The 19,213-nt window shown below is 56.8% G+C and carries 14 protein-coding genes; all 14 read right to left on the reverse strand.

The window, feature by feature from the left end; genetic code table 11:
- Positions 1 to 150 precede the first annotated feature (150 nt).
- The 14 genes from MHI42_RS13550 to cobD all read right to left on the reverse strand — a co-directional run bounded on the left by MHI42_RS13550 (position 151) and on the right by cobD (position 19,100).
- Positions 151 to 477: a YnfA family protein gene (locus MHI42_RS13550; protein ID WP_342424124.1), complete on the reverse strand. Its 327-nt coding sequence runs from the start codon at positions 475 to 477 to the stop codon at positions 151 to 153.
- A 2-nt stretch (positions 478 to 479) separates the two neighbouring features.
- Positions 480 to 2,033: a cobyric acid synthase gene (locus tag MHI42_RS13555; RefSeq protein WP_342424739.1), complete on the reverse strand. Its 1,554-nt coding sequence runs from the start codon at positions 2,031 to 2,033 to the stop codon at positions 480 to 482.
- Between the two features lie 250 nt (positions 2,034 to 2,283).
- Positions 2,284 to 3,093, reverse strand: coding sequence for an adenosylcobinamide-GDP ribazoletransferase (gene cobS, locus MHI42_RS13560; protein WP_342424125.1), 810 nt, complete (start codon positions 3,091 to 3,093; stop codon positions 2,284 to 2,286).
- On the reverse strand, positions 3,090 to 3,653 hold the full coding sequence (gene cobU / locus MHI42_RS13565; RefSeq protein WP_342424126.1) for a bifunctional adenosylcobinamide kinase/adenosylcobinamide-phosphate guanylyltransferase: 564 nt from the start codon (positions 3,651 to 3,653) through the stop codon (positions 3,090 to 3,092). Before cobU ends, cobS begins: the two co-directional genes overlap by 4 nt.
- Positions 3,650 to 4,711, reverse strand: a complete 1,062-nt coding sequence (gene cobT / locus MHI42_RS13570) for a nicotinate-nucleotide--dimethylbenzimidazole phosphoribosyltransferase (protein ID WP_342424127.1) — start codon at positions 4,709 to 4,711, stop codon at positions 3,650 to 3,652. Before cobT ends, cobU begins: the two co-directional genes overlap by 4 nt.
- A 203-nt stretch (positions 4,712 to 4,914) precedes the next feature.
- On the reverse strand, positions 4,915 to 6,147 hold the full coding sequence (locus tag MHI42_RS13575) for an aminotransferase class I/II-fold pyridoxal phosphate-dependent enzyme (RefSeq protein ID WP_342424128.1): 1,233 nt from the start codon (positions 6,145 to 6,147) through the stop codon (positions 4,915 to 4,917).
- Positions 6,144 to 7,133, reverse strand: a complete 990-nt coding sequence (locus MHI42_RS13580; RefSeq protein WP_342424129.1) for a D-alanine--D-alanine ligase — start codon at positions 7,131 to 7,133, stop codon at positions 6,144 to 6,146. The genes MHI42_RS13575 and MHI42_RS13580 overlap by 4 nt, the downstream gene beginning before the upstream one ends.
- A gap of 14 nt (positions 7,134 to 7,147) precedes the next feature.
- The gene (locus MHI42_RS13585) at positions 7,148 to 8,608 is read right to left on the reverse strand and encodes a PLP-dependent aminotransferase family protein (protein ID WP_342424130.1); all 1,461 of its coding nucleotides are present in this window, start codon (positions 8,606 to 8,608) and stop codon (positions 7,148 to 7,150) included.
- A 310-nt stretch (positions 8,609 to 8,918) separates the two neighbouring features.
- Entirely contained in the window at positions 8,919 to 10,013 is a 1,095-nt protein-coding gene (locus MHI42_RS13590) for a histidine phosphatase family protein (protein WP_342424131.1), read from the reverse strand.
- Entirely contained in the window at positions 9,992 to 10,957 is a 966-nt protein-coding gene (gene cbiB / locus MHI42_RS13595) for an adenosylcobinamide-phosphate synthase CbiB (RefSeq protein WP_342424132.1), read from the reverse strand. The genes MHI42_RS13590 and cbiB overlap by 22 nt, the downstream gene beginning before the upstream one ends.
- A gap of 52 nt (positions 10,958 to 11,009) precedes the next feature.
- Entirely contained in the window at positions 11,010 to 11,933 is a 924-nt protein-coding gene (locus tag MHI42_RS13600; protein WP_342424133.1) for an adenosylcobinamide amidohydrolase, read from the reverse strand.
- Between the two features lie 326 nt (positions 11,934 to 12,259).
- Positions 12,260 to 17,239, reverse strand: coding sequence for an S-layer homology domain-containing protein (locus MHI42_RS13605; protein ID WP_342424134.1), 4,980 nt, complete (start codon positions 17,237 to 17,239; stop codon positions 12,260 to 12,262).
- A 301-nt stretch (positions 17,240 to 17,540) separates the two neighbouring features.
- Positions 17,541 to 17,690 (reverse strand): hypothetical protein, encoded by a 150-nt coding sequence (locus tag MHI42_RS13610; RefSeq protein ID WP_342424135.1) that lies wholly within the window; start codon positions 17,688 to 17,690, stop codon positions 17,541 to 17,543.
- A 318-nt stretch (positions 17,691 to 18,008) separates the two neighbouring features.
- On the reverse strand, positions 18,009 to 19,100 hold the full coding sequence (gene cobD / locus MHI42_RS13615; protein WP_342424136.1) for a threonine-phosphate decarboxylase CobD: 1,092 nt from the start codon (positions 19,098 to 19,100) through the stop codon (positions 18,009 to 18,011).
- Positions 19,101 to 19,213: the final 113 nt, after the last annotated feature.

The following is a 19,213-nucleotide window of genomic DNA, read 5'->3' on the forward strand; positions in this document are numbered from 1 at the left end:
AATTCTGCATTCCGTACAACATTTTCAAATTAGGACCGATGTAATCCGCAAAATGTTGTATTTTGGGCAGGATTTCATAGAATAAAAAGGTTCCATCACAATCCGTGGATGAGAATAAAGGGATTCGTGCGATAACTGATTAGGACATGCTCAGTGCCTCGGTGCCCACAAGATGACAGAGACCCCAATCACGCAGACGCCGGCGCCGATCCAGTCGTAGAGATCCGGTGTTTTCCGGTCCACCAGCCAGCCCCACAGCACAGCAAGCACGATGAATACTCCGCCATAGGCGGCATATACCCGGCCAAAGGAAGGAAACTTCTGCAGCGTCGGGATAATACCATACGCGATCAGGATGGCAGAGCCTGCCAATCCGTACCACAGCGGCCGCGATTCCCGCAGCCAGAGCCAGACCAGATACCCGCCCCCGATCTCGGCCAGTCCGGCAACAATAAACAGCAGAACCGCAATAAACATCCCTATTCCTCATTTCTTGGCAAGCCCATAATATTGTACACAGCATCCATGTCCAGATGTGACCTTACAGCATCCGCCAGCCGGTCAAATTCCTGCTCACGGAGCGCAGCAGCCGAGAAGGTTACGGATAGCGGTGCGAGTCCTTTGGCAATACGCAATCCGTCCAGCCAGCTGCGGCGCAGCCCGTCATTGTGGAACAAGCCATGCAGATAGCTGCCCCAGATTCTGCCGTCCGGGGTTCCCCAGCCTTCCGGCACAGCCTGCCCTTCCGGCCCGTCCAGACTGAACAGGCTGCGTACCGAAGCAGCCTCATGATTCGTCGTCGTTCCCATATGTATCTCGTAGCCGGTAATGGGCATCTCTCCGATTGAGGCGGGCGCCTGTGTGCTTAGTTGCAGCGGATGAGCCGCAGCCAGCGTTCCGCTCACGCGTACCGTGGTCTTCTGCTGCAGGAACGCCGTTGACAGCGGCAGATACCCGAGGCCCTCACTCTCACCCGGTTCAGCACTCTCAACCGCATGAGGATCAAGCAGCTTCAACCCCAGCATCTGATACCCGCCGCAGATTCCGGCGAGCTGCTGCGTCCCCTGTCCCAGTGCACGCTCTATGGCCTCCGGGAACCCCTGCTCCCGCAAATACTGCAGGTCGGCAGCTGTATTCTTCGTCCCCGGCAATATAATGACATCCGGCGTTCCAAGCTCGTCTGCCGACAGGACATAGCGTACGGCAGCATCCGGCTCATCCTCCAGCGGATCGAAGTCGGTGAAATTGGAGATGCGCGGATAGCGGATGACGGCAATATCAAGTTCTTTCATAGAACCTTCACGCACACGGCCTGAGGTTCCTTCCAGAACTACGGAGTCCTCCGCCTCAATCCGCAGCTGCGGCAGGAACGGCAGCACCCCCAGCACCGGAATGCCTGTACGCTCCTCCAGCCAGTCCAGCCCGGGCTGCAGCAGCGAGACATCGCCGCGGAATTTATTGATAATGAAGCCTTTGACCCGGGCCCGTTCATGCGGCTCCAGCAGCTCCAGCGTACCCACAATGAAAGCAAACACGCCGCCCCGGTCAATATCGGCAACCAGCAGCACCGGCGCATCCGCCCAGCCGGCCAGATTCATATTGACGATATCCCGCGCCTTGAGGTTGATCTCCGCGGGGCTGCCTGCGCCTTCCATCAGCACAACATCATAGGCCTCCCGCAGACGGCCAAGCGCATCCATCACTGTCCCTTTGGCCTCGGGAAGAAATTTCTCGCGGTATTCCCTTGCACTGAGCGCAGCATGCGGCACACCATGCACCACAATCTGCGCGCTCATCTCACCAGATGGCTTCAGCAGGATCGGATTCATGTCGCTGGTAGCCGTAATACCGAAGGCTTCCGCCTGCATCCCCTGGGCGCGGCCGATTTCTTTGCCGTCTGCTGTAACATATGAATTCAGCGCCATATTCTGCGACTTGAACGGTGCCGTACGGTAGCCGTCCCGGGTCATAATCCGTCCGATGGCGGCGGTGACGAGGCTTTTGCCGACATCGGAGGCAGTTCCCTGCACCATCAGCACGGCGGCGGGATGCGGCTTGTCACTTACATCTGCAACCCCCGGCGCTGCCTGGACGGTAACTGGCTGCTGCTTATCCGCTTCACCCGCAGGCCCCGGTGCGGCCTGGGCGGCAGCCTTACATGCAGTTGTATCTTCCATGTTGATCTTCCTCGCTTTCTGGCTGCTGCCGGAATTAAGAACGGCACAGTTGTAATAGATCGCTGAGCCGGGCGGCGCGGCCGGCATTGCACGGCCGCGCTGTCCGCTACAGGTTGTGCTGCAGCAGCACCAGCACAAGCAGAACCACCGTCTCCAGCAGCTCGCCCAGCGCGCCGTAGACGTCGCCGGTGAGCCCGCCGAGCCGGCTGGCAATCCGCCGCGCTGCGAGCATGCCGCAGGCTGCCGCAGCCGCCGGCGCCAGGATGGCCGCCGCCGCCAGCTGCGGCCAGGCCCCGCTGCCCGCGCCGAGCGCCAGAGGCGCCGCGGCAGCGGCCAGCGTAAGCAGCGCGGCGCTTAGACGCGCGCGCCGCTCCAGCCGGGCAGGCAGCCCGCCGAAGCTGGCGGCCAGCCCTTCATTGCCGCGGGCCAGCGGATAGCGGGCCATGGCCCGCACCATGTACCAGCGGCTCCAGACCGGCGGCAGCAGGAGCAGCGGCAGCATGCTGTAGCTGCCGCCTTCAATCAATGCCGCCAGCAGCGAGGCCTTCAGCAGCAGGAGCAGCACGCAGGCCAGCACGCCCATAGCGCCTACGCGGCTGTCCTTCATGATCTCCAGCATCCGCTCCCGCGAGCGGTAGCTGAGCAGCGCATCGGCGCTGTCCATCCAGCCGTCCAGATGCAGCCCGCCGGTCAGCCCCACCCACAGGATGAGGGTGATGACAGCGGCAGGCCAGGCCGGCAGCAGCCAGGCGGCGGCAGCTCCGCCAAGCGCGGCGCTGAGGCCGATGGCTGCGCCGACCAGCGGATAATAGACTACGCTGCGGCGCAGCAGCTCAGGCGAGAAATCCGGGCTGTATTTGACCGGAAACCGCGACAGGAACTGAAAAGCAGCAGCGGCATCCCCCCGCGCGCTCACAGCAGGTACTCCCGGCTCTTCAGCTCAACAGGTATTCCGGCCGTAACCAGGAATACCTGCTCACACTGCAGGGCAAGCCGCGCGTTCATCCGTCCGGCCAGGTCACGGTACAGCCGGCCGAGTGAATAATCCGGCACAATGCCGTCTCCTACTTCATTGGTAACCAAAATTAGCGTTCCCTGGAAGCTGGAGACACTCTGCTCCAGTCCGGCAATTGCAGCTTCCACCAGCTGCTGCCGGTCACTGCGTTCCTCCACAGCCAGCAGCTGGTTGGACAGCCAGAGCGTCAGGCAGTCCACCAAGACTGTCTGACCGCTGCCGCTGCCGGACAGCCGCCGGAGCAGCGCCGACAGTTCAAGCGGCTCCTCCAGAGTCTCCCAGCGGAAGCCGCCCTCCTCCCGCTGCTGCCGGTGCAGGGCAATCCGGTCCTTCATCTCTTCATCGAACGCTTGCCCGGTCGCCACATAGACCGCCTGCTGCGGGTCTGCCAGCTTCTTGGTTAAGCGCTCGGCGAAGCCGCTTTTCCCGCTGCGTGCCCCTCCGGTTACAAGGATGCTCATACGCTCTCCGACCCGGAGACCCCCGCACTCTCGAAGGTCGCCATCTCCCGCATAATCCGGCAGACCGCTTCAATGAAATGCAGGCACAGCGCGCCGCCGGTGCCTTCACCGAGGCGCAGTCCGAGATCGAGCAGGGCCTCCAGACCGAGGCGGTCCAGCATCAGTTTATGCCCCTGCTCGCCTGAGACATGGGAAGCAATCATGTAAGCCGTCGATTCCGGCGCTAATGCCTTTGCTACCAGAGCTGCCGCTCCGGAAATAAAACCGTCCAGAATGACCGGAATCCGCAGCGCAGCCGCTCCCAGAATCAGACCGGCCAGGCCGGCAATCTCAAGCCCGCCTACCTTCGAGAGCACATCGATCGGATCTGCCGGATTCGGGGCATTCACCTTCAGGGCGCGTTCGATCACCGATATTTTGTGGCGCAGCCGCTCGTCGTCAATGCCTGTCCCCCGTCCGGCCGCCGTCTCTGGCGGAATACCTTCCAGTGCGCATAATACTGCAGCACTTGCTGTAGTATTGCCGATCCCCATCTCACCGGTAATAAAAATCTCCGTCCCGTTCTTCACCGCTTCCTGAGCCACCTGAACCCCAACCAGAATCGCGCGCAGCGCATCATCGCGGCTCATGGCAGGACCTGCCGCCATATTGTCCGTGCCGCGGCGCACTTTGCGGTCGATCAGCTCCGGATGGGTAATATCACCATTGATGCCGATGTCCACGAACTGAACTTCTGCACCACCCTGGCGGGCCAGCACGTTCACGGCTGCGCCGCCGCTCAGGAAGTTATAGGCCATCTGCATTGTAACCTCCTGCGGAAAAGCACTGACACCTTCACAACAGACCCCATGATCCGCTGCCATAACTACTACCGTACGTTTGCTGTAACAGGGCTGTTCTACTTTGGAGATCCCGGCCAGCCGGACGGCCAGCGCCTCCAGCCGCCCGAGGCTTCCCGGCGGCTTGGTCAGGCTGTTCAGGCGGAGCACCGCGCGTAAGGTCGCTTTTTCATCAGGCGGAGCGATCCGTCCGGTTACTTCTTGTATGGCTGTGATCATGATATTACCTCCTGTTATCTATTGTATATTCTATTGAAAACAATTCACTTCTATCGGCTCTGCATACTGTCATCAGAACACAAAAAAAGCTCCCCTGCTCTGAAGAAGGGAGCTTCCGCTGACTTGGCTGCAAGCCAATTGAATTCTAACATATCCCTATTTCTTCCTTAAAGGATTATAGGTGATATAGATTGATCTTACAATTAGATTTTTACCTTCATGAAGCCTTCCAGCCGCTCCAGCGCTTCGGTCAGCTTCGCTGTAGAAGCCGCATAGGAGCAGCGGATATACCCTTCTCCGCCAGCCCCGAACACATGGCCCGGAACAACTGCGACTCCCGCCTCCTTCAGCAGCCTTAAGGCGAATTCCTCCGAGGTCATGCCAGTGCGGGCAATGGAGGCAAAAGCATAGAATGCCCCCTGCGGCATATGGCAGGGCAGTCCGGCAGACCGCAGTCCGTCTACAAACATTGTCCGGCGGTCCTTGAAGCAGGCTTTCATCCGGTCTTTATCCGGCAGTGCACTGCGCAGGGATTCGGCAGCGGCGATCTGGCCCAGCACAGGCGCGCACATGGCTGTGTATTGATGAATCTTGAGCATAGCCGCCAGCAGTTCGCGGTTCCCGCAGGCATATCCGACCCGCCATCCGGTCATGGCAAAAGCCTTCGAGAACCCGCTGATCACCACCGTCCGCTCCTTCATCCAGGGGAGTGAAGCAATGCTTACATGTGTGCTGTCGTAGGTCAGCTCGGCATAGATCTCATCCGAAATCACGATCAGCCCATGCTCCTTCACCACCTCAGCTACCGGCAGCCAGTCCTCGTAGGTCATTACCGCCCCCGTAGGGTTGCTTGGAAAATTCACCATCAGCAGCTTGGATCGCGGAGTGATCGCCCGCTTCAGTGCTTCGGCCGTGAGCTTAAAGCCCTGCTCCACAGTCGTCTCCACCGTGGCCAGTGTTCCGCCATTCAGATAGGCAATAGGCGCATAGGCGACATAACCCGGGGCAGGAATAAGAATCTCATCACCCGGTGCGATGAAGGCGCGCAGCGCCAGATCCACGGCTTCACTGCTCCCTACAGTAACCAATATTTCGTCCGCAGGATTGTACTGCAGGTCGAAGCCCTTCTGCAAATACCCGGCAATCTCCTCCCGCAGCTCCAAACGTCCGCTGTTAGGCGTATACATCGTCTCCCCGCGGTCCAGGGCGCGGATACAGGCCGCTCTGACCTGTTCAGGAGTAGCGAAGTCGGGTTCACCAACCCCGAGTGAAATAATATCGTTGTTACCCGCAGCCAGATCAAAAAAAGCGCGGATGCCCGAAGGCGGGATCTCTCTTAAGCGCGGAGTAATGGGGTCGCTGTGCAGGGAAATGCCAGAGAGGCGCTGGATGCGGGGGTGGCGGTCCACAGGCAAAGCAGATTGTTTACTGTTCATAACCCGCCACCCCCTTGCTGTACCAGTTGTGCTTCTGGTGCTTCCGCTACTTCTGGTGCTTCCGCTGCTCCACCCATACCTCCGCGCTCCCGCAGCGATCCGGTGATAATCTCATCCAGCAGCCGGGTGAAGGAGATACCAGCAGCCCTTGCACTTTGCGGCAGCAGGCTGGTTGCGGTCATGCCGGGCAGCGTGTTCACTTCCAGCACATATGGAATGCCGTCCTTCAGCAGCATATCCACCCGTGCATACACCGCGCATTTCAGCGCCCGGTAGCAGGCAAGTGCCGCCGTACGCACCCGTTCCTCGACCCCTGCAGGCAACTGGATGATCTGTTCCTTCGCCCCGCCCTGCTCATATTTGGCGCTATAATCGAACCAGTCTGCACCCAGTGACTGAATCCCGATTACCGGCAGCATTTCATCTCCCAGAATAGAACAGGTAATCTCCTGTCCTAAGGTATATTGCTCAATCAGCACGGAGCAGTCCGCGGCAAAAGCCTTCTCCACCGCCCCGCGCAGCTCCTGCGGATGGTTCACCTTGGTCATGCCGATGCTGGAGCCGCCGGAATTCGGCTTGACCATCACCGGATAACCCAGCCGGTCCACGGCTTCCGGTGCATATTCATTGATATGCTCCCAGCACAGCCAGTCGGGTGTGGGGATGCTTTTGCTGCGGATAACCGTCTTGGCCAGCCCTTTATCCATGCAGAGACTGCTGGACAGCACGCCGCTCCCGGAGTAAGGAATGCCTAGCGTTTCAAGCGTACCTTGTACGGTGCCATCCTCGCCGTAGGTCCCATGCAGGGCGAGCAGAGCGAAGTCCAGCCCCTCTACGCCCTCCAGCAGCTCCTTCCGCGAGGTGATAGGTACAGGAATCCCGGTGTATTTTGCCGGATCCAGCGCCTTCAGCATCTCCCTGCCGGTATTCATGGACACCTCATATTCAGACGATACGCCGCCCATAATAACTCCCACTCTAATCATATCCGTACACCCCTTCATCCCATAAGTTGCCGTGCTGTCCTGCCAATAATTTCGATCCCTCTGCGTATATCCTCATCCGCCACTCTGGAGAAGCCCAGCCGCAGCGTATTCTGCCCTGTACCGTCTGTGAAGAAGATGTCTCCCGCCGTAAAAATAACCCCCTGCCCGTGGCACGCTGCCAGCAATTCCCTTGTGCTGAAGCCTTCAGCGAACGTTACAAACAGATGCAGTCCCCCGTCCCCCGACAATGAGGCATACGGAATATGCTCCTTGCAGCACGCCAGCGTCAGCTCGTATTTGCGTTTATACTCCAGCCGGGCCTTCTTCAGATACTTCTCCAGATTGCCGCCCAGCAGATATTGGTACAAAATAGACTGGTCGAGCGTCGAGGTATGAATACTGCGTGCCCTTTTGACACTTTCGAGATAATAGATCAGCTCCTGATCCGCCAGCACCCAGCCTACCCGCAATCCGGGGAATAGCACTTTGGAGAAGCTGCCGAGGTAGATGACGCTGTTCCCGCTGCCCGCCGCCGCCATTAACGGAGCCACATGGGCACCCGAATAACGCAGCTCCTCATTGAAACCATCCTCGATAACCGGCACCTTGTAATCCGACATAAGCTTCATTAGGCCTTGTCTTTTCTCGGGAGACATGACAATTCCGGTAGGATTGTGGTAGGAGGGGACCAGATACGCACAGTCGTATTCCCGCTCTTCGAGCGCGCGCTTGAGTTCGCCGAGGTGGATGCCATCCCGCTCCATCGTTACCCCGTGTATCCCGAAGCCGTGCAGCTTCAGGTTCTTGATCGCCGTATGATGCGTCGGGTTCTCACAGATCACAGCGCCATGCCGCTTACCCAGAGCAGACAACACTATGTCGAAGCCCTCCGTGAACCCGTTCGTAATCAGCAGATCCTTCCCGCGCATATCCACGCCCTTGTGCTCCATATATTGCCGCAAATAATCTATTAAAGGTTTATATCCCTTGGCATATCCATAATTCAGCAGAACGTTGCCCTCCACGGACATGCGCTCCAGAAAAGCTCTTTTCACCTGATCCAGATCGAAGAGGCTCTCATCCGGCGCGATACTGGTAAAAGAAATCGTTCCTTTCCCCGCGCGGATCCCCCGCTTCATAATGTCCAGCTCTTCCGCGAGCAGCGCCTGGCCGCTGAGCCGCTCTTTCCAGTCCACGCTCCAGGATACCGCTTCCGGACCTCCGTGCCCCGCCGCTGCGCCTGGTGAGACGTAACTCCCCTGGCCCTGCACCGTGTACGCGAAGCCGTCATCCTCCAGACTCTCATAGGCCGAGATAATCGAGTTGCGGCTGACCTTGAGGAGTGTGCTGAGTTCCCGTGTCGAGGGGAGCTTCTGCCCGCCCTGGAGCGCGCTTTTGATAATAAGATGCTTCATGTAATCCTTCACCTGGATATATACCGGACGTCCGGCAATGAGCTTGAAATCCTTAAACATACCGCTATCGCCCCCATAGCTATCATGGCACAGACTCCGCCGTAAAAAAAGAACCACAGCCCCGGGATTTTCTTCCGGCTGTGGTTCTATGGGGGGACAATGTATTCGGTTTTTCGCATACATTTGGTTCGTTAACACTATCTGCGGCGCATTGTATTCGGTTTTTCGCATACATTCGGCTCGTTACCCCTGTCGGTGGCTCATTGTATTCGGTTTTTCGCATACATTTGGCTAGTTACCCCTGTCGGCGGCGCATTGTATTCGGTTTTTCGCAACCGAATTATAGCGGTCCCTAGTCCAGCTGTGGTAGCTACACTTCGCGCGGCATCATGCGCCAGGCTCCTTCATCCTTCCGAAGATTCAGTACAGTGACTTCACCCGGCGCGGGTGCAGCTGCTGTATAGAAGGTTACTCCTTCGGTCAGACGCGCCAGCAGCAGCCGGATGATGCCGCCGTGAGTCACAATCAGCACGCGCGGAGGCGGGAGATTGGGCGGTGAGACTGGCGCTAGTGAAACTGCCTCTGGTGGAACTGCCGCAAATGGAATCGGCACTCGTGAATCTGGTACTGGTGGAACTATCACATATGAAATGGGCACTGGTGAATCTGCCGCTGGTGGAGCTACCGCTGGTGGAACCACCCTTGGTTCGCCGGTTTCAAGCCAGGGCATCCCACCGTTAATGCTTGTATGCTCCAGTTCCTGCTCCAGCTGAGTCCAAAAATCATCCACCCGGGCTTCAAACTGTTCCCACGCTTCCCCTTCCGGCGGTGTTACTAATTCGGGGTGGTCAATCCAGCTGCGGTAATGCCCGTTATCCTTCAGCTGCTCATAATTGCAGCCTTCCCAGGCACCAAAATCCAGCTCGCGTAGCCGCGAATCATAGATGGCCTGCCGCTCCAGGTGCGGAGCCACGGCTGCCAGCGTCTCTCTGCACCTGAGCAGGTCACTGCAATAGACACGCCAGAATTCCCCGCCGAGCGCCGACTGGTCGCATAATGCGGACAATTGCTGCCGCTCCTCCGGCAGCAGCGGCAGATCGGTGCTGCCCAAATAACGGCGCTCCTTGTTCCACTGCGTATGCCCATGGCGGATAAGCACCAGCTCCAGATCATACTCCACTTCCTGCTGTGTTTCCAACTCCAGCTCCCGTTCCTGCTCCAACTCCTGTCCCAACTCCTGTTCCTGCCCCAACTCCTGCTGCAGTGCCGGGTTACTTAGAACGCTGCGAGCTACCAGAGCCGAATCCTTCAAGTGGCTTATCTTGTCATTGTCCGCATCCGCATCCTTATCCCTGTCCTTGTCCATGCCCTTGCCCTTGCCCTTGTCCTTGTCCTTGTCCTTGTCCCTTTCCTTACCCTCGTCCTTGTCCATCTGCACTCCGCTCAGCCCCCCATCCCCTGCCATAACAAGGCAACCGCTGCACACAGGCAGACAAATATGGCTGAAGACAGCATCATCATCCGCGAAGTCACAATAATATCCTCCGGCTCCATTGTCCGCAGGGGATCTCCCATGTAGGCGCGGAAGGAGGTTACGCCGTGGTATACATTTTCTCCGCCCAGGCGGATGCCCAGTGCTCCGGCAACTGCCGATTCCGGGTAGCCGCTGTTCGGGCTGGGATGAAGACGCGCATCCCGCCGCACGGTACGCCAGCATCTCCGCCAGTCCAGCCGCAGCAGTGCTGCACATAAGGTTAGCAATAGCGCTGTAATCCGCGCCGGTATGTAATTTGCCACGTCATCCAGACGGGCGGATGCCCAGCCGAGGTCGCGGTACTTGTCGTTCTTGTAGCCGACCATAGAATCCAGCGTGTTTACCGCACGGTAAGCCATAGCCAGCGGAGCCCCGCCCAGCAGGGCGAAGAACAGCGGCGAGATGATCGCGTCGACGATGTTCTCCGCCACTGTTTCCACTGTGCCGCGGACGATCTCCGGGCTCTCCAGATGCACCGTATCCCGGCCGACGATCATTCCCAGCGCTCTGCGGGCAGCGGGAATATCTCCTTTGCGGAGTTCTATATATACCGCCAGCCCGGCATCCTTCAACCCTTTGGAGGCAATTGTTGTGGAGATCAGCCATACTTCGGCAGCCCCGGCCAGCCAGGGGGATATCTTATAGAGCAGCATGACAAGCAGCGCTGTCAGCACCCATGCGCCTCCTGCTACCAGGAGCGGAAGCAGCAGCCCCGCCCGCTTCAGGGCACGGGGCGCCGATGCGAAGCGGCGGATAAGCCGCTCTATCGAGCTGATGGCCTTCCCCATATAGACAACGGGATGGGGAAGATTACGCGGATCGCCGACAATCCGGTCCACAACATAAGCGGCCAACAGTATGATGGCAAGCTTCACCTTGGTTCACCCCGCTGCGGTTCCTGGCGGTCCTTCTTCATCATTCCAGACATTATTCCCGGCCGCCCTTCTTCAGATAGCCGGGCTGCCCAATTAGTGCTTCTTGAGGCGGTAACAGTTCAGCTGCCACTACTGCTTCGAATTCAACTGCTTCTTCTCCACTTGCGGCTTGCCCAGTTTCCGCAGAAGCCGCAAGTTGCTCTGCCTGCGCCAAGTCAGCAAGTTCCGCTCTCCGCACAGCCTCCGCCGCCTTCACCGAACGCAGACTTTCCGTCACCGCACTGTACACCAGCCTGCCGATGGCTCCGCCCAGGTCGGTCGCTGTTCCGGCATACACATGCTCCGCTGCATAACGGCGGCTCCCGCTCACCGCGAGCACAATCGCATCCGTTGTGGTCCCGGTTGCGATTAGACCGTTCTCGGAATCCGTGATTCCGAGATCTGCCAGGGCGGCAGCCTTCGCTTCCGTGGCTGTCATCACGGCATTGACCATAGCCGACGGCGACAGCCAGCCGTCAATGCCGAGCATAATATTAATCGTACCCGGGCGGTAAGCCGCCAGCACGCTGCGCTGCGATCCGGCACGGGCGGCATTGCCCGCAGCCGCTGTCACGCAGCACATAATCCCCGCAGAGCCGGTATCCTCTTCGGCAACAGCGGCATGTTCAAGCGGAACTGCCGTCATCAGTCCGGCGCAGCCGTCCAGCGGATAACCCCACTCCTGCAGCTTATTTTCCATATCCCGAACCGGATTGCTGCATTCGTAGTCCCGGGTGACATATTGGTTCACCGCCCGCTTCAGGCGGCCTGTTCCTCCGCCATACACTGCGCTTGATATACTGTCTACCTCAGCCGGAAATTCCAGCAGCAGATGGCCTTCCCGCCACTCCAGCGTTAGTCCCTGCCAGACCCTGCTTTGGTACACCGCCAATCCACCGTCAAGATTAAAGGGTAGGTTCACATTCACTTCTTTCACATTACATCCGCTCCTCTCGCGCAGAAAACTATTCCTAAACCCACTATATCATTATATATATAAGACGCACTTAAGATTTGAACTTGAAGCTTAGTCGTCACTGCGGTGAACACTTGGACTTCCGGCCGCTGCCCGCCCCAGATTTCTTGATTATTACCGCTGCTATCCTCCCCTACAGTTCCAAATCCCCCCTCTGCTTCTTTCGCTTTTGTTAATTTTTTTGTGCGTTTTATATAGTATCTCGTTTTCTCTGTATCAATGTTTATAGCCTGCAAAAACAAAAAGCTGACGCCGGAAATCCGGACGCCAGCTTGCTCTGCCGTATGCTACTGCTGTTCAGTTTTGGCTAACAGTCTAAGAATTAGGGTCACGGCCTCTGCCCGCGTGGCCTGATCATTCGGAGCCAGCCGGTTATTGCCTTGGCCTTCAACCAGACCCGCTTCGTAGGCGGCTGCCGCATACGGCTGACCCCATGAAGGAATAAGCTCCGCATCAGCAAAAGCTGCCTTAGCCTTGGAGTCTATCTTCCATTCCAGCGCCCGGACAATCATGGCAATCATCTCCAGGCGGGTAATCTTTCCGCCCGGCCGGAAGGACTGATCCGTATAGCCTGTAATCCAGCCGGATTTAACTGCTGCGGCAACATACGGCTTCGCCCATGGCGGAATGCTGCCTTCATCCGTGAAGGAAAGTCCGGATTGCGCAAGGTCCACCTGTAAGGCGCGGCCCAGGATCACCGCGAATTCACTGCGCGTAACCACTCCGTCCGGACGGAAGGTTCCGTCTGCATAACCGTTCACCAGCTTGCGCTGCGCCGCAGTTATAATGCTCTCTTTTGCCCAGTGCTTCTCTACATCCTTGAACGCAGGCTGAGTAGCCATACCGCCATCGCCTGTATCTCCTGTGCCGCCTGTGCTGCCCGTATTGCCGGTGGTTACGATAGTGCCGATAGTACCGGCGCTCCCCGTGCTGCTGTTGCCTGAATTCCCATTATTGCTGTTGTTACCGTTGTTACCGTTATTACCGTTGTTGCCATTGTTCCCTGTATCCGTGCCTCCGTCAGGCTTGGTGTCTGCCTTTAGCACCGTCAATACGAAGCTTTTCTGCGCCTCTGCCCCGTCTTTCTTCAGGATGGCCGTCAAAGTCACCCCGGTTGTGCTCGCCGGACGCTTAACCTCTCCTTTACTGGAGATGATATCGGGACTACTTGAGGTCCAGGTAATTTCACTTCCATGCTCACCAGCTGCCGGCAAAATAACGCCTTTCGTAACCGAGGTCTGGAGGTCTCCATCAGCATAAACAATTTCAAGCTTATCCTTATCCAAGTTAACAGCCAGCGGTTTCGGTAAATCACCTAAAGTTATCGTTACTGAGGCTGTATTTAACGGGACCGTAACGATACCTTTGCCGTTATCTATTATGCCTGTAGATACATCTGTAATATTGTTCACCATGCTCGGCAATTGGACACTGAAGCTTGCCCCTCCGGCACCAGCTTTCGCCTGGCTCAAGTCGCTGCTGAAGGTCACCACGAGCTGGTTATCTTGTCTTACAAGGCTGTACCCTACTCTGCCGCCTTGCAGGGCGGGGTAATTCTGCACACGGGCCACCACATTATTGTTCTTGGCAGCATCCTTGACCCACTCCTTAGGAATACCGCGGCCTACAATAATCTCAGTCTTCTGGTTCTGATCATATATCCGCTCGGCAATCAGGGAGTCAATAAGTACCTTGGAGTTAACCGATTGTCCCCACATATGCTGAGCCGATCCGCCGCCTCCCGGTGTATTCTGAAGGTTCAGCTGATCATTCGTCTGTGCCCAAGGGCTTCCTGCGACAGGATAATTGATCCCTTCCCACCAGCTGAACGGCCCGCTCATCGAATTTTCAATCATGAATTCATACGCTTTAATGCCCATATCCCGGTATTCTTCTCCGCGCAGCGCAGCGCTTCCGTATCCGGCGTTGTACGCACTTGAATAAAAGCCATGCGGATACCCCCCGAAGTTGTACGGAGAATCGGTCGTATCCTCCTGAATACGCCGGTTGATTCCATAGGAATACGTATCATCCAGCAGCTTCAGGCTGATGTTGTCCTCCGGCTGCTCCGCCCCATACAGATAGCCGTCCCAGTGCCATCTGCCGAACAGGAACATGGAAGCCCAATTCGCATCTCTGGAGTCTTTCATCCGGTTCTCATCATTGGTCTCAACGACCGAGGCCGGAATATAATCAAGCCCTTCTTCGGTTATCGTCTGCTCCAGTTTGGCTGTGAATTTGGCCAATAAGTCGTCATACCTTGCTTTTGCCCACTCCGCTTCCTGCAAATAGGCTTCGTCATTCTTAATACGGTAGAGCTCGCGGGTTACATATTCATAGGCGGTCAGACCGGTCAGGGCGGAATAATTGTCGATCGTCCAGTTGCCCTCGGAATCAATCGCATACGTTTTTTTCATAATACCGTCGGCGTTGCGGTCACTCTCGATGGTTCTCGCCCCGAATTTAACCCGCTTCTCAAATACGGTTCCCGTGGAGCCATCATCGGCGGTCATCTGCTCATCAAATATGGAGGCGTCACCGGTTTTACTTAAGTAGACAGCGTAGGCCCAAGGAATTTTCCAGTTCGTATCCCAATACAGATTGCTATCCACCTGACCCGTCTCAATGTTGATTCCGCCTGTCAGCGGAATACTCTTCAGATAATCCTGAGCATGGGCGAAATCCCCGCTCTGAATCAGGTTCACCAGAATGCCCAGCGTATCATGGGAGAATAACCGGGCATAACCGTTCTCCCCCACATGCAGATACGTATCATCTTTAATAATCAGCGTATCGATATAGCCGGATTTGAACGCATTTTCAAGCTCCCGGTTCGGCAAGCCGATATCCACTACTGCGGAGAGTCTCGTCAGCCAATACGCCTTCATCTCACTGTAGTTGGCTTCGAAGGTTCCCAGACCCGCCACCTGCTCTTTGGTCAAGGAAGTAAACCGGGTCACGTTTTTGTCAAAATATTCATACTTGTCAGCTTCAATCGCATATTCCCTGACAACGCTCTCCCCCGGCTGAACGGTGTACATATTTACAGCGTCCGCATTAAGTGGCACCAGATTGCCCGAGACGACCGGCAGCAGCATGAGCTCGCCTGAATGATTCGCAGCCGTGACTCTGGAATAGTTGACGACATAATCCTTATGGTCCACCGTATGCTTGTTGGCGAAGGTCTCAATCTTGTAGTCTACTTTATTCTTCGTATATTCACTGATCATTACCGGTAAATAACCTTCCCCTTTAGTCCACTTGATGTTGCTTGTATCAGCAACTCCGAACGTGACCATTTGCTTCGGTGCCACCGGACCATGCTGCTCCGGACGGCTTCCGCCGATCTGATACGATCCGTCCAGAAAAGCGAGCGAAGCATTCTTGTCTCCCTCGAAGCCGAAGGCCGCTGTCATTAGCGCATGGGTATCGTACTGGTATTTGCCTGCGGTCTTCAAATTATGAACCGCTTCCAAAACAGCGGAGAAGGCGGTCAGCTTCTCGTTATCCGGAGCGTTTGCATCCAGCGCCTTGGCGGCTTGCATAGCTTCATTCAAGGTGTTCAGGGAACTGAGGGTGTAGCCTTTGATGACGGCCCGGCTAATAAGATCGATCTGCCCGGCAATCGCCGCCATATCCATATTAATCTCCAGCTGGCCCCTTGCCGCCTGTAAATGGCTGAGTGCTGCATTAATCTCCTCCTGGTTAGCGTCAAAATCGTTCAAAACCAGGCCGGCATTAGCCAACGCGGCTTCGAGTGCAGACCACGACTGCACGGTGTACAGCCTGCTGTTGTAGTTAGATTTGGCAATATCATCGATTAAGGCCTGCAAGGCGGTTCTGTCCACATCCGTATTCTTAATAATTCTTAAGATGCCGGTGCCCAGATGTGCTTCGGATTGGAAGGCACCGGAGACACTTTTACCGAAAAATTCACTTGCCGTTTCCCCGTTCTTCTTCATGACCATCCAGCGGTATTTGCCGGCGGCCAGATTCTTCTGTGATAAAACCAGAGCATACCGTGTATTTCCGGCGAGACTGTAACCGAGTGGAATCGTAGTCATTTCACCGTCCGCAACACGGTCCCGTCCGACCACCGTCTCTGCAAGAGGAGCACCTGCCGGGAAGCCGGAAGGGTCTGTCCCATATAGCTTCACGGTCAAGTCGCTTACGCTATTGGACATTTTCCTCACATTTACTTGTGCGTACTGCATCTCGAAGCTCTCCTGAGCTGTAAAAGTCTGATATCTGTCCTGCTGATCCCCGTTGCTGCCGAACTCGTATTCATTCTCCGCAGCACCTGTGTAATCGATCATCAGATTGGTTTCTCTTCTTACCAGAGCCGCTTGCTTCTGCTCCAGAAGCGACAGGGCACTGTCGATTTCCTCCTGTAGGGCATCCTGCTTGTCCAGAACCTCCTTGGCTTCAACCCTTGCCTCGGCAAAGTCCTGCCAGGATTCATCCGTGTATACACCTTGGAGTTTGTCCTTCACCTGATTATAGGCAAGCTGCAGCGCGCTTTTGTCGGCTACCTCCTTGCTGCTTACCGCAAGTCCCGAGAAGGACATGTTACCGTACCTTGAAAGGGTTTCTGCCTGCAGACCCTCCACTCTTAGTTGCACATTGGCTGGCACCTTAATCTGATACTTGTATACTTCCGAGGTCCCCCCCGCACTGATTTCCTTCGTCTCCATGAGGTTCATATCTGCATAGATCCTCACAGCAGCTTTCGCCTGCCATAACCCGATGCCGAAGACGACGGTTGACTCCTGCGGCTGCGGGGCAACTTGGAAGGTCCAGCCTACATCCCCGTATATCCCCGAATCTCTGTTTTTGGGGAAAAACACGCCGAATCCGGTATCCTTGACAGCCCTTTCATAACCAGCCATGCCGTCATTCCAGGAATAGGACAAGTAATTCCCGTCATTGCCCCTATCCGGCTTCCCTTCGGTACCTGTGGTATCGTTCCCGTACACGCTGAAGGTTACAGAGCTTGGCGCGGCTTTTTTAATCTGAACGATGTCATCCGGTCCGTTGCCTTTCAAGTGCAGCCAGTCTACATTCCCAACCTCCGACAGATCCAGCGCATACTCACCTTCTACTTTACTTTGGGTAATATCAAGTGCGGCGGAGCTTACAGCAGCATCTGCGGCATCTGCACCGTCTGCTCCATAGGCGGCCCGGGGCTGGCCAAGCGTGGTTGAGGATAGGACCAGTGAAGCCAGCAATATCAAGACGGGGATTTTTCGTAAGGGTATTCTGAGCATTCTTTAACCTCCTTGTGTATTTGGTTTAAGCATATAAAAACCCGGTAAGTTTAAACATACGAATATCTTTACATCCAGCCGACTTTTTTTACCTCTTTACGGCCCGGCCATCCGGGTAACATACATACTTCAAAACAACACAAAAAACCGTTCCTGTAATTAATGGAGGTACTACCCGCCATTTCAAAAGGAGCGATTTCTTTGTACATTAATAGATGATGGACCCTTCTGGTAAGAGACGGGTTCTGTTCGGTGCTAATTCCGGCCTAATAAGTGGATTTATGACATTTAATTATATGATTTAACCGTGCATGCGTTTATTAAGTGGAAAAACGGCATCTAATTCTCTTGATTCCGCCTCCAAACGGGGATGCGGGCCGAATAGATGTACTTTTTCCAACTGCTGTCCCGAAATTGTCTGGTTCAGGACAATTAAATGCTCTTTTTCCACTTATTTCTTGAGGAGAGACAACGTCCGCACCTGCAGCGAAGTGAGTCGGAGAACCTTTGACGGCTGACGGCTGGCAGCGGCTGGTATCTGGCACGCTAACGGCTGGAGGCTGACACGCTGACGGCTTGCGGCTAGCACGTAACGGCTGACGGCTGGCACGCTGACGGCTGGGCACGCTAACGGCTGACGGTGCGCGTAACGGCTGACGGTGCGCGTAACGGCTGGCGGCTGGCGCGTAACGGCTGGCGGCGGCGCGTAACGGCTGGCGGCTGGCTCGCTAACGGCTGGTGGCTGGCTCGCTCTCAACTACTGCAGCTCTCAAATCCCCGCCCGCAGCAGCGCCCCCAGCTCCCGCAGCAGCCGGGCATTGTCCGCCCGGCCCTTCACCGCGACGCGCATATGCCCCGGCTCTAGGCCGGGGTACATCGCGCAGCTGCGGACGAGTATGCCGCCCGCGCCCAGCCGCTGCTGCAGCTCCTGCGCGCTCCACGGAGCGGGCAGCCGCAGCAGCAGGAAGTTCGCTTCGCCCGGCGGCACTTCGCAGCCGAGCTCAAGTAGACCTTGGCGCAGCAGCTGCCGCTCTGCTGCGATCAGCGCGCGCGTCTCCTGCACATAGCCTTCGCCGCTCTGCAGACAAGCTTCCCCGGCCAGCAGCGCCAGGCCGTTCACGCTCCAGGTCACCTGCTTGCCGGTCATTGCCGCGGCAAGCTCCGGATGTGCGGCGGTGAAGCCCAGCCGCAGCCCGGGAATGGCAAAGAACTTCGTCATCGAGCGCACCAGCACCGTATGACGGTAAGCCCCCAGCTCCGGCAGCAGGGATTGCCGGTCCGCCTCCGGGATGAAGTCAATGAACGCTTCATCCACGGCAAGTATTGTCCCGCAGGCTTCCGCCTTGCGGGCCAGCAGTCGCAGCTCGTCCAGCGGATACTGGACGCCGTTCGGATTGTTCGGCTGGCCGAGGAACAGCAGATCCGTCTGCTCCAGCAGGCCGGAGATCTCGTCCACGGAGGCCCGGTAATCGCTGCCGCGGGTCCCCTGAATGGACAAGACCTCTGCACCGAACTGCTCCGCCAGCTGGCGGTATTCAGAGAAGCAGGGCTCGATGATGCCTACGCGGCGCGGGGCCGCCGACAGCAGGAGCAGGGCCATCGACTCGGCGGCTCCATTGGCAACGGTAATCCAGTTGTTGCCTACGCTCAGGCTCTCCGCCAGTAGCGCCTTGAGCCTGCGATGCCCCGGATCAGGATAAGCTGTAATCGCGGAGACTGCATCCCGCAGCAGCGCCAGCACCCCCGGCGGCGGGCCCAGCGGGTTAATATTGGCGCTGAAATCCAGGAAGCCGCCGCTATTCTCCCCGTATAGCTCGGCCGCTGTCAACAGATCGCCGCCGTGTCCGTATTTTTCAAGCATGAGTACACTCCCTTTACGCTCAATCATTACTTCATTAATTTAATTGAACTACACTTATTTGAGTAGCAGATCTGCCGCTGCAAAAATCCTGCCCATAATACAACATTCTCCGC

This window comes from Paenibacillus sp. FSL E2-0178 (assembly GCF_038593005.1).
Lineage (GTDB): Bacteria > Bacillota > Bacilli > Paenibacillales > Paenibacillaceae > Paenibacillus_AQ > Paenibacillus_AQ phytohabitans.